The sequence below is a fragment of the Pseudomonas sp. MF6394 genome (genome assembly GCF_002018845.1).
Taxonomy (GTDB): domain Bacteria; phylum Pseudomonadota; class Gammaproteobacteria; order Pseudomonadales; family Pseudomonadaceae; genus Aquipseudomonas; species Aquipseudomonas lactis.
The window spans coordinates 39,465-54,028 of the sequence record NZ_MVOJ01000038.1 but is presented as its reverse complement, the minus strand read 5'-3'; the positions used below and the strand labels follow the sequence as shown (position 1 = coordinate 54,028).

Annotated in this window: 14 protein-coding genes; 10 read left to right on the top strand and 4 right to left on the bottom strand. The window is 61.3% G+C overall.

Annotation, left to right across the window (positions count from 1 at the left end):
* The gene (locus MF6394_RS28475) at positions 1-876 is read right to left on the bottom strand and encodes a LysR family transcriptional regulator (RefSeq protein ID WP_044274383.1); all 876 of its coding nucleotides are present in this window, start codon (positions 874-876) and stop codon (positions 1-3) included.
* A gap of 114 nt (positions 877-990) precedes the next feature.
* On the opposite strand from MF6394_RS28475, the gene MF6394_RS28470 reads away from it, so the two are divergent.
* From MF6394_RS28470 to catA, 3 genes are read left to right on the top strand one after another with little or no spacing between them, the layout of a single operon-like run.
* Entirely contained in the window at positions 991-2,118 is a 1,128-nt protein-coding gene (locus MF6394_RS28470; protein WP_078468026.1) for a muconate cycloisomerase family protein, read from the top strand.
* A 12-nt stretch (positions 2,119-2,130) separates the two neighbouring features.
* Positions 2,131-2,421 (top strand): muconolactone Delta-isomerase, encoded by a 291-nt coding sequence (gene catC, locus MF6394_RS28465; RefSeq protein ID WP_014719906.1) that lies wholly within the window; start codon positions 2,131-2,133, stop codon positions 2,419-2,421.
* 39 nt (positions 2,422-2,460) lie between these two features.
* Positions 2,461-3,390: a catechol 1,2-dioxygenase gene (gene catA, locus MF6394_RS28460; RefSeq protein WP_047711770.1), complete on the top strand. Its 930-nt coding sequence runs from the start codon at positions 2,461-2,463 to the stop codon at positions 3,388-3,390.
* Between the two features lie 106 nt (positions 3,391-3,496).
* Here catA and MF6394_RS28455 read toward each other — a convergent pair whose 3' ends face one another.
* A complete protein-coding gene (locus MF6394_RS28455) occupies positions 3,497-3,970 on the bottom strand; it encodes an Lrp/AsnC family transcriptional regulator (RefSeq protein ID WP_003176072.1) in 474 nt (157 codons plus the stop codon).
* Between the two features lie 143 nt (positions 3,971-4,113).
* Here MF6394_RS28455 and kynU point away from each other — a divergent pair, with 143 nt between their 5' ends.
* Together kynU and MF6394_RS28445 are read left to right on the top strand one after the other, a co-directional pair.
* Positions 4,114-5,364, top strand: a complete 1,251-nt coding sequence (gene kynU / locus MF6394_RS28450; RefSeq protein WP_047711769.1) for a kynureninase — start codon at positions 4,114-4,116, stop codon at positions 5,362-5,364.
* A gap of 161 nt (positions 5,365-5,525) precedes the next feature.
* The gene (locus tag MF6394_RS28445) at positions 5,526-6,953 is read left to right on the top strand and encodes an amino acid permease (protein ID WP_069557796.1); all 1,428 of its coding nucleotides are present in this window, start codon (positions 5,526-5,528) and stop codon (positions 6,951-6,953) included.
* Between the two features lie 15 nt (positions 6,954-6,968).
* Here the strand turns inward: MF6394_RS28445 and MF6394_RS28440 are convergent, their stop codons facing one another.
* A complete protein-coding gene (locus tag MF6394_RS28440; protein WP_078468025.1) occupies positions 6,969-7,880 on the bottom strand; it encodes a LysR substrate-binding domain-containing protein in 912 nt (303 codons plus the stop codon).
* A 185-nt stretch (positions 7,881-8,065) separates the two neighbouring features.
* Here MF6394_RS28440 and MF6394_RS28435 point away from each other — a divergent pair, with 185 nt between their 5' ends.
* From MF6394_RS28435 to MF6394_RS28420, 4 genes are all read left to right on the top strand, one after another.
* A complete protein-coding gene (locus MF6394_RS28435; protein ID WP_078468024.1) occupies positions 8,066-8,830 on the top strand; it encodes a sulfite exporter TauE/SafE family protein in 765 nt (254 codons plus the stop codon).
* Between the two features lie 42 nt (positions 8,831-8,872).
* Positions 8,873-9,769 (top strand): LysR family transcriptional regulator, encoded by an 897-nt coding sequence (locus tag MF6394_RS28430; RefSeq protein WP_044274372.1) that lies wholly within the window; start codon positions 8,873-8,875, stop codon positions 9,767-9,769.
* A gap of 104 nt (positions 9,770-9,873) precedes the next feature.
* Positions 9,874-10,767 (top strand): NAD-dependent epimerase/dehydratase family protein, encoded by an 894-nt coding sequence (locus MF6394_RS28425; protein WP_078468023.1) that lies wholly within the window; start codon positions 9,874-9,876, stop codon positions 10,765-10,767.
* Between the two features lie 197 nt (positions 10,768-10,964).
* Positions 10,965-12,410 carry a SulP family inorganic anion transporter gene (locus tag MF6394_RS28420; RefSeq protein ID WP_078468022.1) on the top strand — a complete coding sequence of 482 codons (1,446 nt, stop codon included), beginning with the start codon at positions 10,965-10,967 and terminating at the stop codon, positions 12,408-12,410.
* 173 nt (positions 12,411-12,583) lie between these two features.
* On the opposite strand, the gene MF6394_RS28415 is transcribed toward MF6394_RS28420, so the two are convergent.
* On the bottom strand, positions 12,584-12,958 hold the full coding sequence (locus MF6394_RS28415) for a lysozyme inhibitor LprI family protein (protein ID WP_044274368.1): 375 nt from the start codon (positions 12,956-12,958) through the stop codon (positions 12,584-12,586).
* A 189-nt stretch (positions 12,959-13,147) separates the two neighbouring features.
* Here MF6394_RS28415 and MF6394_RS28410 point away from each other — a divergent pair, with 189 nt between their 5' ends.
* Positions 13,148-14,551 carry a GntT/GntP/DsdX family permease gene (locus tag MF6394_RS28410; RefSeq protein WP_032895331.1) on the top strand — a complete coding sequence of 468 codons (1,404 nt, stop codon included), beginning with the start codon at positions 13,148-13,150 and terminating at the stop codon, positions 14,549-14,551.
* The last annotated feature ends 13 nt before the right edge of the window (positions 14,552-14,564 follow it).

The window sequence follows — 14,564 nt, the reverse complement described above, 5'->3', positions numbered from 1 at the left end:
TCAGATCAACTCTTCAACCAGTTGCAGGCAATGAGTCAGCCCCGGCGACTGATCATTCACCCGCCGGCTGAGGATGATCGGCGAGCTCGCCGTTGCCTCCACCACCGGCGTATAGCCAATATCCGCCCGATGCAGCACCTGCACCGACGCCGGCACCAGCGTCACCCCCATGCCTGCGCCGACCAGGCCGATAGCGGTCTGCAATTCGTTGGTCCACTGCGCCACCTTCACGCTCAAGCCATGGGCGTCGAACAGTGCGATCACATGGTCGGCATAACTGGGGCGCGGGTTGCCGGGGTAGAGCACAAAGGGTTCGGCGGCCAACTGGGCGAGGGTGGCCGGGGCGCCCAGCAACGGGTGACCGCTGGGCAGCACGGCCACCAGGCGGTCTTCCACCAATACACGCTGGACGATGGCCGGGTCGTCAATGCGAATACGCCCGAAGCCCACGTCAATGCGGCCCGCCTTGAGCGCTTCGACCTGCTGCAACGTCGTCATCTCCGACAAGCCCAACTCCAGTTCCAGGGCCTCGTGAGTGCGCAGGCGCCGAATCAATTCCGGCAGCACGCCGTACAAGGTCGAGGGCGCAAAGCCGATGCCCAGCCAGGTTTTCTCGCCTTGGCCGATGCGCCGAGTGTTATCGCAGACCTTGCCCAGTTGTTCGAGCAACACATTGGCATGCTCATAGAAAAACCGTCCGGCCTCGGTCAGGCGCAATGGCCGACTGCGTTCCAGCAACACCACCCCGAGTTCATCCTCCAGTTGCTGGATCTGCCGGCTCAACGGCGGCTGGGCGATGTGCAAACGTTCGGCGGCACGGGTGAAGTTGAGGGTCTCGCCCAACACCTGGAAGTAGCGCAGGTGACGCAGTTCCATATCGACTCCTTTTATACCTTGAGGGTATTGCTTGAGACCAATTCTATATTGGAAGCCCGAAAAAATGCGGAACAGAATCGACGCAAATCTATAAAGAACCCAACGGGTATTGCCATGCCGATTTGCGCCATCAAGTCGATCGAAACTGTCATCGTCGACCTCCCCACCATACGCCCGCACAAGCTGGCGATGCACACGATGCAAAACCAGACCCTCGTTATCATCCGTCTGCGTTGCACCGACGGCATCGAAGGCATCGGTGAAGCCACCACCATCGGCGGCCTGAGCTACGGCAACGAGAGCCCCGACAGCATCAAGGTCAATATCGACCGCCACTTCGCGCCGCTGCTGATCGGCCAGGACGCGAGTAACGTCAATGCCGCCATGTTGCGCCTGGAGCGCAGTATTCGCGGCAACACCTTTGCCAAGTCCGGTATCGAAAGCGCCTTGCTCGACGCCCTCGGCAAACGCCTTGGGCTGCCGGTCAGCGAGCTGCTTGGCGGGCGTGTGCGGGACGCGTTGCCAGTGGCCTGGACCCTGGCCAGTGGTAATACCGAACAAGACATCAACGAGGCCGAGAAGATGCTCGACCTGCGCCGTCACCGTCTCTTCAAATTGAAGATCGGCGCGGGGGAGGTCAACCGCGACCTGGCCCATGTGATCGCGATAAAAAAGGCCCTGGGCGAGCGCGCCAGTGTGCGCGTCGACGTCAACCAGGCCTGGGATGAAGCCGTGGCCCTGCGGGCGTGCAAGGTGCTCGGCGACCACGGTATCGACCTGATCGAACAACCGATCTCACGCAATAACCGTGGTGGCATGGCCCGGCTCAACCTGTCGAGCCCGGCGCCGATCATGGCCGATGAGTCCATCGAATGTGTCGAAGACGCCTTCAACCTGGCGCGTGAAGGCGCGGCCACGGTGTTCGCCCTCAAGATCGCCAAGAACGGCGGCCCTCGCGCTGTATTGCGCACGGCGGCGATTGCCGAAGCGGCCGGCATCGGCCTGTACGGCGGCACCATGCTTGAAGGTGGCATTGGCACCCTGGCCTCGGCCCATGCCTTTCTCACGCTGGACACACTGGCGTGGGGCACCGAACTGTTCGGCCCGCTGTTGCTCACCGAAGACATTCTTGCCGAGCCACCGGTGTACCGCGATTTCCAGCTGCATGTGTCCACTGCGCCGGGCCTGGGCCTGACGCTTGATGAAGAGCGCCTGGCGTTCTTTCGCCGTGACAAACACTAAGAGGCCCTTGCCATGTTGTTCCACGTAAAAATGACCGTGAACCTGCCCCTCGACATGCACCCCGAGCGCGCCGCCAGCCTCAAGGCCGAGGAGAAAGCCTTGGCGCAACGCCTGCAACAAGAGGGCAAATGGCGCCACCTGTGGCGCATCGCCGGGCACTACGCCAACTACAGCGTGTTCGATGTCGACAGCGTGCAGGACCTGCACGACCTGCTGATGCAACTGCCGTTGTTCCCCTACATGGCCATCGAAGTGAATGCGCTGTGCCGCCATCCGTCGTCGATCCATGCGGACGACCGCTGAGCCGGCTTGCACCTATAACTACAAGATGAGGAATGCACCATGTCCATCCGCCTGTCCCAGACTGCCCACGCCCAACAGTTTCTCGAAGAAGCCAGCGGTAACCTCAATGACGCGGGCAACCCACGCACCAAGGCGCTGATCTACCGGCTCCTGCGCGACACCGTGAACATCATCGAAGACCTGGAAGTGACCCCGGAAGAGTTCTGGAAGGCGGTCAACTACCTCAATGAGCTGGGCAAAAACCAGGAGGCCGGCCTGCTCGCGGCCGGCTTGGGCCTGGAGCATTACCTGGACCTGTTGATGGACGCCGCCGACGAGCAGGCCGGCAAGTCGGGTGGCACGCCGCGCACCATTGAAGGCCCGTTGTACGTGGCCGGTGCGCCGCTGTCCAAGTACGAGGCACGGCTGGATGATGGCAAGGACGACGCGGTGCCGTTGTTCATGCGCGGGCAAGTACGCGATACCGAGGGCAAGCCGTTGGCAGGGGCAATTGTGGATGTGTGGCAGGCCAACACGGGCGGGACCTATTCGTGGTTCGACCCGAATCAGTCTGAGTTCAACCTGCGCCGGCGCATCGAGACCGACGCCCAGGGCAACTACCGTTTTCGCAGCATCGTACCTTCGGGCTACGGCTGCCCACCGAGCGGGCCGACGCAGCAGTTGCTCGACCAGTTGGGGCGCCACGGGCAGCGGCCGGCGCATATCCACTTCTTCATCTCGGCGCCGGGGCACCGGCACCTGACCACGCAGATCAACCTGTCGGATGACCCGTACCTGCATGATGACTTTGCCTATGCCACCCGGGATGAGCTGATTGCCGAGATTCGCTTCAGCGACGACCCGCAACTGGCGCGGGAGTTTGGCGTGCAGGGGCGGTTTGCGCAGATTGATTTTGACTTTGAGTTGCAGGTGGCGGATGCGCCAATAGAGCAGCAGCGCATGCAACGAGTGCGTGCTCTGGAAGACTGATCAACTCGGTCAACTGTGGGAGCTGGCTTGCCTGCGATAGCGGTGGAACATTCACCACCGCTATCGCAGGCAAGCTAGCTCCCACATTGGTTTTAGGGTGTTTGTGTTATTTGCGCACGACCAGGTCCAACACCTCATCCCGGTCCTTGATCTTCTGCAGCACGATCTCCGAACGGATATCCATCACCCCCGCCGTGCGGTTCAGGTGGTTCACGATGAAGTCCGAGAAGTGCTTGAGGTTGCGCGCCTGCACCCGCAGCACATAGTTGCTGGCGCCAGTGATCACATAGGCGCTCGCCACCTCCGGCCAGCCTTGCACCTTCTTGATGAACGTCTCATGCCAGTCCTCCACATCCTGGCGCAACGACAGGTGCACGATGGCTTCCAACTCGATCCCCAACTGCTCGGCATTCAATACCGCGCGGTAACCGCTGATGATTCCTTCGCTCTCCAACAGGCGCAAACGGCGCAGGCACGCCGACGGCGACAGCGCGACTTTTTCCGCCAGTTCCTGGTTGCTGATGCGGCCATCCTGTTGCAGGAAATGCAGGAGGCGCAGGTCGGTGGCGTCGAGAATCATGCTTGGAAGATATCCGCGTATTTGGAGGTTAAATTCGAATTTCCTACAGCTTAAATAGCCGTTTACCCACCACTTTGCACGAAAATTCTCTAAAAGTTCGTTCATTATTTGGTCCATCCTCACTTATAAAACCAGGACGACCCATGACCACTCGAAGCCATTGCCAAGCCCTCGACGCCCAGGACCCGTTGGCCTCCCTGCGCGCCCAATTCGCCTTGCCCGAGGGGGTGATCTACCTCGACGGCAACTCCCTCGGCGCGCGCCCGGTGGCGGCGCTGGAGCGGGCACAACAGGTGATCGCCGAGGAGTGGGGCAATGGCTTGATTCGTAGCTGGAACAGCGCCGGCTGGGCGGATTTGTCCCAGCGCCTGGGCAATCGCCTGGCGCCGTTGATCGGTGCGCGTGACGGCGAGGTGGTGATCACCGATACCACCTCGATCAACCTGTTCAAAGTGCTCAGCGCCGCCTTGAGTGTGCAGCGCCAGCGTACGCCGGCGCGTAAGGTCATCGTCAGCGAAGCGAGCAACTTTCCCACCGATTTGTATATCGCCGAAGGCTTGGCCGAACTGCTGCAACAAGGCTATTCCCTGCGCCTGGTGAACAGCCCGGCCGAACTGCCCCAGGCCATCGATGCAGACGTGGCGGTGGTGATGCTCACCCACGTCAACTACAAGACCGGCTACATGTACGACATGGCGGCGCTGACCGCACTGAGCCACGAGTGCGGCGCGCTGAGCATCTGGGACCTGGCGCATTCTGCGGGCGCGGTGCCTGTCGACCTGCACCAGGCCAATGCGGATTATGCAATTGGCTGCACCTACAAATACCTCAACGGCGGCCCGGGCTCCCAGGCGTTTGTGTGGGTCAACCCGGCGTTGGTCGATGTGGTGCGCCAGCCGTTGTCCGGATGGTTCGGGCATACCCGGCAGTTCGCCATGGAGTCTACCTACGCCCCCAGCGCCGGCATCGCTCGCTACCTGTGCGGTACGCAGCCGATTACCTCGCTGGCCATGGTGGAGTGTGGCCTGGAGATTTTTGCCCAGACCGACATGGCCAGCCTGCGCAGCAAATCCCTGGCACTGACCGACCTGTTTATCGCATTGGTCGAAAGCCGCTGCGCCGCCCACGGCCTGGAACTGATCACCCCGCGTGAACACGCCCGGCGCGGCAGCCACGTCAGCTTTGAACACCCCGAAGGTTACGCGGTGATCCAGGCCTTGATCGCCCGAGGCGTGATCGGCGATTACCGTGAACCGCGGATCATGCGTTTTGGCTTCACGCCTTTGTACACAAGCTTCACCGAGGTATGGGACGCCGTGGAAATCCTCGGAGAAATACTCGACAAGCGCACGTGGGACCAGGCGCAATTCAAAGTGCGCAACAGCGTCACCTAACAACACAAACCCACTGTAGGAGCGAGCTTGCTCGCGAAGATCGTCAACAATAACGCGCGAATGCTGAATGCACGCGGCGTTCTCAGGTTTTTCGCGAGCAAGCTCGCTCCTACAGAAAACAAGCGCTTACTGTGCAATCACAATAATAAAGGGGCACACCAGTGACCACGCCAGACAACGGCTTTGCAGAGATTACCCACCGTGAACTGGGCCTGAGGCGCCAGCTCACTTCCGGCCAGATGAGCATGATCGCCATCGGTGGCGCCATCGGCACCGGGCTGTTCATGGGCAGCGCCTACGCCATCGGTTATGCCGGGCCGAGCGTGCTGGTGAGCTACGCTATCGGCGCGTTGATTACCTTGCTGCTGATGGGCTGCCTGGCGGAGATGACGGTGGCCCATTCCACCTCCGGCTCCTTTGGCGCCTATGCCGAGTTCTACATCAGCCCGTTGGCCGGGTTCCTGGTGCGGTATGCCTACTGGGCGGCGATTGTGCTGGCGGTGGGCGCCGAGGTCACGGCGGTGGCGATGTACATGAAGTACTGGTTCGCCAACGTGCCGGAGTGGGTATGGATCGTGTCGTTCTCCAGTGTGCTGATTGTGCTCAATGCGATCAGCGTGAAGACCTTCGGCAACTTCGAATACTGGTTCTCGACGATCAAGATCAGCGCCATTGTCGGTTTCATCATCCTGGCGGTGTATGTGGTGTTCGGCTCCGGCAACCCTGACTACGGGGTACAGAACTACACGGCCCACGACGGGTTTTTTCCCCATGGCTTGAGTGGCATGTGGATCGCGGTGATCGTGTCGATCTTCAGCTACCTCAGCGTCGAGATGATCGCCGTGGCCGCCGGTGAAGCCGCCGACCCGGAGCAGGCGGTGAAGAAAGCCTTTCGCGCTACCATCGTGCGGTTGGTGGTGTTCTACCTGCTGACCCTGGCGCTGATGCTCGCCATCGTGCCCTGGAACCAGGCCGGCCAGGCCCAGAGCCCGTTTGTTACGGTGATGCAGACCATCGGCATTCCCGGCGCCACCGGGGTGATGAATTTCGTGATCCTGATCGCGGCGCTGTCGGCCATGAACAGCCAGCTCTACATCACCACGCGCATGATGTTCAGCCTGTCGCGCGCCGGTTTTGCGCCCAAGTCCATGGGCGCGTTGAGCAAGAACGGCATCCCGCTGAATGCGCTGCTGCTGTCCAGCTCGGGCATTGCCCTGGCGACCTTGCTCAACGTGGTGTACCCGGAAAGCTCGTTCACCCTGATGATGGCGATCTCGATGTTTGGCGCGATCTTCACCTGGTTCATGATCTTCCTCACGCACCTGTTTTTCCGCCGCTATCGCAAGCGTCATGGCGGGGCGAAGTTGTCGTTCCAGTTGCGGTTTTTTCCCTACAGCACGCTGCTGGGGCTGGTGCTGATGGGGGCGGTGATGATCACCACCTATTTCACCGAAGCGTTCAAGATGACGCTGGTGTTTGGCGTGCCGTTCCTGCTGATTCTGTCGGCGGTCTACTACACCTTCTTCCACAAACGTACATCATCTGTAGGAGCGAGCTTGCTCGCGAAAAACCCGAGAGCCCCACGTTAAACCAGATAGCTCGCGTTATCGTTGACGATCTTCGCGAGCAAGCTCGCTCCTACAGGGTGCCTTGAGCGCAGCGAGTAAGGTGCTGGCGTAACCGGGCAATTGCTCGAACGAGCGTGCGCATAACAGCAGTTTGCGGCAGGCCCATTCCTCTTGCAGGGGGTGAGCCTTGAAGCGGCGCGCAGGTGGCCAACGGTCCAAGGCGGCCTGAGGCACGATGCCCAGGCCGGCACCGCCGGCGACCATGCGAATCACCCCGTCAAAGCTATCGGCGCGGATACGTGTGTGCAGGCGAAAGCCTGCGTGCAACGCCTGTTCCTCCAGGTACACCGCCAGCGCGCTGTTGGCTGCCAGGCTGACGTAGTCGTATTGCAAGCTGTCGATAAAACTCGCGCTGGTCAACGGGTGGTCCAGGGGCATGATCAGCACCAGCGGGTCGTCGCGAAACGCCAGGGTCTGCAAGCCGTGGGTGTCTACCGCATCGGAAATAATCCCCAGGTCGGCGGTGCCCTGGCGCAAGGCGTGGGTAATGCGCAGGCTGGGCAACTCTTGCAGGTCGATATCGAGGTTGGGGTGTTTGCGCAGAAACTGTGCGAGCAGTTCCGGCCGGTATTCGCTGAGGGCGGTGGTGTTGCATAGCAAGCGTACCTGGCCTTTGACGCCATTGGCGTATTCGGCCAAGTCCTGTTGCAGGTGGTCGGCCTGTTGCAACAGCAGGCGAGCATGCCGCGCCAGGGCTTTGCCCGCGGGTGTCGGGGTGACGCCACGGCGGCCGCGCTCGAGAAACGCGATGCCCAGTGAAGACTCCATGGCTCGGATGCGTGCACTGGCGGCAGCCAGGGACAGGTGGCTGCGGGCCGCGCCGGCGGTGATATTGCCGGTGTCCAGGATGTGCAGGTAAAGGCGCAGGTCGATCAGGTCAAAGTGCATGAAGTATCCCAGTGACTGGAGGGGCCTCATCGCAGGCAAGCCAGCTCACACATTTGAATGTATTCACAATTCAAGGTGTGGGAGCTGGCTTGCCTGCGATAGCGGTATCAGCCTCACACAAAACAAGAGGCTGCCTCAGTATATGGCGAATTTTCAGCCTCTCTCCTGCCCTGCACAATCGGCGCATGAATACCTTCCTCGCGTTCTACCAAAACCTCGGCCCCGCCCTGACAGCGTTGGTCATCACCACTTTCCTACTGGCCGGTACGGTCAAGGGCGTCATCGGCCTGGGCCTGCCCACCGTGGCCATGGGCATGCTTGGCCTGGCTATGTTGCCCGCGCAGGCTGCGGCATTGCTGATCATTCCTTCGACGGTGACCAACCTCTGGCAACTCACCTGTGGCGGCCACTTGGGTGCCTTGCTCAAACGCCTGTGGCCGATGCTGTTGCTGATTTTCCTCGGCACCGGGCTGGGCACCTTGTGGCTGGGCATGGGCAGTGGGCCTTGGGTGGTGCGTGCCTTGGGCGCGGCGTTACTGGTGTATGCCTTGAGCGGGTTATTCCTGCCGACCTTCAGGGTCGAACCCCGCACTGAGCGTTGGCTGGGGCCCTTGTGCGGGCTGCTCACCGGCATCATCACCTCGGCCACCGGTGTCTTCGTGATCCCTGCGGTGCCGTATCTGCAGGCGCTGGGCTTGAGCCGTGATCAGTTGGTGCAGGCGCTGGGGCTGTCATTCACCGTGTCGACACTGGCGCTGGCCGCCGGGCTGGCTTGGCGTGGTGCGTTGGGCGGTGCTGAAGTCGGTGCGTCGGTGTTGGCGCTGTTGCCGGCCTTGCTGGGGATGTGGCTGGGCCAGGTGGTGCGTCGGCGCATCAGTGCCCTGTGGTTTAAACGTGGATTTTTCACCGGCATGGCGTTGTTGGGAGGCCATTTGTTGCTGGCTGGTTAATAATGACCGGGCATTTGTCAGCTGTTTAATGAAGGACTGCCCGTGAAAGCCCGATCTGATGAGCTACAGATTTTTGTCAGCGTGATCGAGTGCGGCTCGATTTCCGCCGCCGCCGAAAAAGTCGGGCAAACGCCATCGGCGGTCAGCCGCACCTTGTCGCGCCTGGAAGCCAAGCTCGACACCACCTTGATCAACCGCACCACGCGGCGCATGGACCTGACCGAAGAGGGCAAGTACTTCTTCGAACAGGCCAAAGTGATCCTGGCGCAGATGGACGAGCTGGAAGAGCGCCTGTCCTCGCGCCAGAAAAAACCGGCCGGGCGCCTGCGTATCAACGCCGCCGTGCCGTTCATGCTGCATGGGATCGTGCCGTACATCGCCGAGTTTCGCAGTCTCTATCCGGATATCCAGCTGGAGCTCAACAGCGATGACTTGATCATCGACCTGCTGGAGCAAAGCACGGACATCGCCATTCGCATTGGCGCCCTGGCCGACTCGACCCTGCATGCGCGCTTCCTGGGCAGCACGCCGCTGCATGTCCTGGCCAGCCCCGGCTACCTCAAGCAGCACGGCACGCCGACGACCGTTGCCGAGTTGGCTGATCACACCTTGCTAGGCTTCACCCACACCGAAACCCTCAACCACTGGCCGCTGCGCCATGGCGACGGTGACCGCTGGCTGATCCAGCCCGGCGTCAGCGCGTCCAGTGGTGAAACCTTGCGGCAGTTGGCGCTGGAAGGGCAGGGCATTGCTTGCCTGTCGAACTTCATGACGGTGCACGACCTTGAAGCCGGGCGCCTGGTGCCGTTGCTGGAGTCGTTCAACAGTGGCTATCGCCAGCCGATCCACGCGGTGTTCTACCGCAACTCGCAATTGGCGTTGCGCATCCAGTGCTTCCTGGACTTTATTCAGGCCAAGCTGGCGCGGTATGCGCGCTGATTCGTGATCTGAGCGCAAGAGTGAATTGGGCCGCACGGGCTTATTCAGGCAGCAGTGGGGGTTGGATACTGGGCGCATTACTTACCCAGTCAGGAGCAACCTCCATGAATGTATTCGTTACCGGCGCCGCAGGGTTTATCGGCGGTTCCATCGCTACCGGCCTGGTCAACGCCGGCCATCACGTCACCGGCCTGGTGCGCAGCGCCGAGCAAGCTGCCGAAATGACCGCCCTGGGCATCACGCCCGTGATTGGCACCCTCGACGACGCAACGGTATTGACCGAGCAGGCGCAGAAGGCTGATGCGGTGATCAACGCCGCCAGCAGCGACCATCGCGGCGCCGTGCAAACCTTGCTGGCCGCTTTGAAAGGTTCGAACAAGCCGTTCCTGCATACCAGCGGTTCGAGCATCGTAGGGGATGCGTCGGGCGGCAAGGCCAGCGATGTCATCTACTTCGAAGACAACCTGCCTGAGCCGACCGTCGACAAGGCCGCCCGCGTGGCCATCGACAACCTGATCCTGGCGGCTGCCAACGACGGCGTGAATTCGGCGGTGATCTGCAACACCCTGATCTACGGCCACAGCCTGGGCGTGAAGCGTGACAGCGTGCAATTGCCGCGCTTGCTCAAGCAGGCACGCAAAAGCGGGGTGGTGCGCCATGTGGGCCCCGGCCAGAACATTTGGTCCAACGTGCATATTGAAGACGTGGTGGCCTTGTATCTGCTGGTGTTGACCAAGAACGTACCGGGCACTTTCTACTTTGTGGAAAGCAGCGAAGCGGCGTTCATCGACATGACCACGGCGATTGCCCAAGCCCTGAACCTGGGCAAACCACAGGATTGGCCATTGGCCGAAGCTGAGGCCGAGTGGGGCTATGAAATGGCCAACTACGGGTTGGGCTCCAATAGCCGAGTGCGTGGCAAGCACGCCCGTGAATTGTTGGGATGGGCGCCTCAGCGCACGTCGGTGGTGGAGTGGATTCGCGACGAGATGGTGTGATGTTCGCTTAGCACCGCGGTGCTGCCTTCGCGAGCAAGCCCGCTCCCACATTTGAATCTATTCACAGATCCAAATGTGGGAGCGGGCTTGCTCGCGAAAGGCGCGACTCGGTATATCGGACCAGACACTTCACTAGCCCCATCCGCCGCAATTCCGTACCATTCCCCGCCTTATCCCCCGCAACTCCCTGGTACTCCATGAACCTCACCCGTCTGCGCGCCGACGCCCTGGCCGGCCTCACCACGTCTTTCGCCTTGCTGCCCGAATGCATCGCCTTTGCGCTGGTGGCCCATCTCAACCCGCTGATGGGCCTCTACGGCGCTTTCATCATTTGTACCCTCACCGCATTGTTCGGCGGCCGTCCCGGCATGGTGTCCGGTGCGGCAGGTTCCATGGCAGTGGTGATCGTCGCGTTGGTGGTGCAACACGGCGTGGAGTATTTGCTGGCGACGGTGTTGCTCGGCGGCTTGATCATGGTCGCCTTCGGCCTGCTGCGCCTGGGCAAGCTGGTGCGCATGGTGCCGCATTCGGTGATGCTCGGCTTCGTCAACGGCCTGGCGATCATCATTGCGCTGGCGCAACTGGAGCATTTCAAGAGCGGTGAAACCTGGCTCAGCGGCACGCCGTTGTACGTAATGGCTGGGCTGGTGGCGGCAACCATGGCCATTGTGTACCTGTTGCCGCGCCTGACCCGTGCCGTACCGCCCGCGCTGGCGGCGATTCTGAGTGTTGGCGTGGCGGTGTACCTGCTCGGTTTGCCGACCCGTACATTGGGGGATATGGCGCACATCGCCGGTGGCTTGCCGACCTTCGCGCTGCCGCAGATCCCCTGGACCCTGGAAACCCTCGGCATCATCGCGCCGTACGCGTTTTTGATGGCGATGGTCGGCCTGTTGGAAACCCTGCTGACCCTCAACCTCACCGACGAAATCACCGAGACCCGTGGTTATCCCGACCGCGAAAGCGTGGCCCTGGGCGCGGCGAATATGGTCTCGGGCCTGTTCGGCGGCATGGGCGGTTGCGCGATGATCGGGCAAACCGTGATCAACCTCAGCTCCGGCGGGCGTGGGCGTTTCTCCGGGGTGTTTGCCGGGGTGATGATTCTGTTGTTCATTCTGTTTCTGTCGCCACTGATCGAGCGGATCCCGCTGGCGGCGTTGGTGGGTGTGATGTTCGTGGTGTCGCAACAGACCTTCGCCTGGGCGTCGCTGCGAGTGATCAACAAGGTGCCGCTCAATGATGTGCTGGTGATCATGGCGGTGACGATCATCACCGTGTTCACCGACCTTGCCACCGCCGTGCTGTGCGGTATCGTCATCGCCGCGCTGAACTTCGCCTGGCAGCAGGCGCGGGAACTGTACGCCGATGAACACCTGGAGGCCGATGGCAGCAAGCTCTATCGGCTGCACGGCACGTTGTTCTTTGCCTCGACCACGCCGTTTTTGAACCAGTTCGACCCGGCCAACGACCCGGCCCAGGTCACGCTGGATTGCCGTCACCTGAGCTTTGTCGACTATTCGGCGATTGCCGCGTTGATGACCCTGCGCGAGCGCTACACCAAGGCCGGCAAGCACCTGCGGGTGCTGCATTTATCCGAGCGCTGCAAAAAACTGCTCAAGCGCGCCAAGGTCCACCACGACTGAACCTTTACCTCTGTAGGGGCGAGGGGGACGCCTAGTTCTTGCTCGCGAAAATCGTCAACGATAACGCTGGCATTCTGATGCGCTGCGGCGTGCTCGGGTTTTTCGCGAGCAAGCTCGCTCCTACAGGGGGCGAGAGGGGGCGAGGTCGTTATTACGAGGGGGCGAGGTCGTTATTATGGGCCGACCAGGTCTTCCAGCTCTTGGGCGCGGGTCTGGGTCATGTCCAGCACGCAGCCTGTGCCATTGACCTGATCAATCGTGCCGCCAGTGGCACTGCCGGCGAAGGCGCAATTGGCGTCGCGGTATTTGATCCACAGGCGCTGCACGTCTTGCAGTTGTTGTTTGCGCGCGCCTTCCTGGGCGGCGAGAGCGGTCTTGTAGGCGCGGTTCAGGCGGTCGTCCTGTACCTTGGTTTGCTTGGCATTGCAATTGACCATGTCTGCGGTGGTATTGGCGCTGTCCATGCATGTTTTCAAGGCAGGGTTGTCGGCGGCATACGCGCTGCCGCACAAGAGCAGGACGCTGGCGGCAATTGTGGTGCGAATCATGAGCGGTTTCCTGGGCAGTGGATGCGCAGTCTATGACTCAAGGGCGGCGTTTGAGTTTCCGCCTTCTCTGATCTTCATGTAAGAACACCCCCCGAATTTTCATCCGCCACCGTCGGGCATGTCCCCCAGCGACAGCGCTTATCCGTGGGCGAAAATTACTTTCATAAAAATTGAAAATGCTCCTCGGGAATGATTTATGAGTTTCACAACCAATTCGACGTGACCCTTTCCGAGGAGTACCGCATGGCCGCATTACCGGGCTTCGGGCTGTTGGCATACGCTGCCATCGCCATCATTGCATTGATCGTGCTGATTGCACGCTACCGACTCAACCCCTTTATCGTGATTACCCTGGTGTCCATCGGCCTGGCGCTGATGGCCGGGATGCCGGCGGACACCATCATGGGTTCGTACGAGGCGGGTGTCGGCAAGACCCTGGGGCATATCGCCCTGGTGGTGGCGCTGGGCACCATGCTCGGCAAGATGATGGCCGAATCCGGTGGCGCCGAGCAGGTCGCGCGCACGCTGATCAACCGCTTCGGTGAACGCAATGCTCACTGGGCGATGGTGTGTATTGCGTTTTTGGTGGGGCTGCCGCTGTTTTTCGAAGTCGGCTTTGTGTTGCTGGTACCGATTGCCTTTACCGTGGCGAGGCGCGTGGGCGTGTCGATCCTGATGGTCGGGCTGCCGATGGTTGCCGGCCTGTCGGTGGTGCATGCGTTGGTGCCGCCGCACCCGGCGGCAATGATGGCGGTGCTGGCTTATAACGCCTCGGTCGGGCAGACGGTGCTGTATGCGATCCTGATTGGCATCCCCACGGCGATCATTGCCGGGCCCGTCTACGCCAAGTTCATCGTGCCGCACATTCATTTGCCAGCGGAAAACCCGCTGGAGCGCCAGTTTATTGAGCGTGAACCGCGTACGCGCCTGCCCAGTTTTGCACTGACCATGGGCACTATCCTGTTGCCGGTGGTGTTGATGATGATCGGCGGCTGGGCCAACGTGATCTCCACGCCGGGCAGCGGTTTCAACCAGTTCCTGTTGTTTATCGGCAACTCGGTGATCGCCCTGTTGGTGGCGACCCTGGTGAGCTTCTGGACCTTGGGCCTGGCCCAGGGCTTTAACCGCGAGTCGATTCTCAAGTTCACCAACGAATGCCTGGCGCCGACCGCCAGCATCACCTTGCTGGTGGGGGCGGGCGGCGGGTTGAACCGCATCCTGGTGGATGCCGGGGTCACCCATGAAATCCTCGGCCTGGCCCATGCGTTCCAGTTGTCGCCGCTGGTGATGGGCTGGCTGTTCGCCGCGTTGATGCGCGTCGCCACCGGCTCGGCCACGGTGGCCATGACCACCGCGTCCGGGGTGGTCGCGCCGGTCGCCTTGGGCCTGGGTTATCCACACCCTGAATTGTTGGTGCTGGCGACCGGTGCGGGCTCGGTGATCTTTTCCCACGTGAACGACGGTGGCTTCTGGCTGATCAAGGAATACTTCAATATGACGGTTATCCAGACCTTCAAGACCTGGACCGTACTGGAGACCCTGATTTCGCTGGTCGCCTTCGGCCTGACCTACGGCCTGTCCCTTGTTTTATGAGCCTGTAACCCGG

Coding starts and splice junctions, on each gene's coding strand:
- MF6394_RS28470 (WP_078468026.1), top strand. CDS start 991: ATGCCGATTTGCGCCATCAAGTCGATCGAAACTGTCATCGTCGACCTC.
- MF6394_RS28440 (WP_078468025.1), bottom strand. CDS start 7,880: ATGCACTTTGACCTGATCGACCTGCGCCTTTACCTGCACATCCTGGAC.
- MF6394_RS28435 (WP_078468024.1), top strand. CDS start 8,066: ATGAATACCTTCCTCGCGTTCTACCAAAACCTCGGCCCCGCCCTGACA.
- MF6394_RS28425 (WP_078468023.1), top strand. CDS start 9,874: ATGAATGTATTCGTTACCGGCGCCGCAGGGTTTATCGGCGGTTCCATC.
- catC (WP_014719906.1), top strand. CDS start 2,131: ATGTTGTTCCACGTAAAAATGACCGTGAACCTGCCCCTCGACATGCAC.
- MF6394_RS28455 (WP_003176072.1), bottom strand. CDS start 3,970: ATGATTCTCGACGCCACCGACCTGCGCCTCCTGCATTTCCTGCAACAG.
- MF6394_RS28475 (WP_044274383.1), bottom strand. CDS start 876: ATGGAACTGCGTCACCTGCGCTACTTCCAGGTGTTGGGCGAGACCCTC.
- catA (WP_047711770.1), top strand. CDS start 2,461: ATGTCCATCCGCCTGTCCCAGACTGCCCACGCCCAACAGTTTCTCGAA.
- MF6394_RS28415 (WP_044274368.1), bottom strand. CDS start 12,958: ATGATTCGCACCACAATTGCCGCCAGCGTCCTGCTCTTGTGCGGCAGC.
- MF6394_RS28410 (WP_032895331.1), top strand. CDS start 13,148: ATGATTTATGAGTTTCACAACCAATTCGACGTGACCCTTTCCGAGGAG.
- kynU (WP_047711769.1), top strand. CDS start 4,114: ATGACCACTCGAAGCCATTGCCAAGCCCTCGACGCCCAGGACCCGTTG.
- MF6394_RS28420 (WP_078468022.1), top strand. CDS start 10,965: ATGAACCTCACCCGTCTGCGCGCCGACGCCCTGGCCGGCCTCACCACG.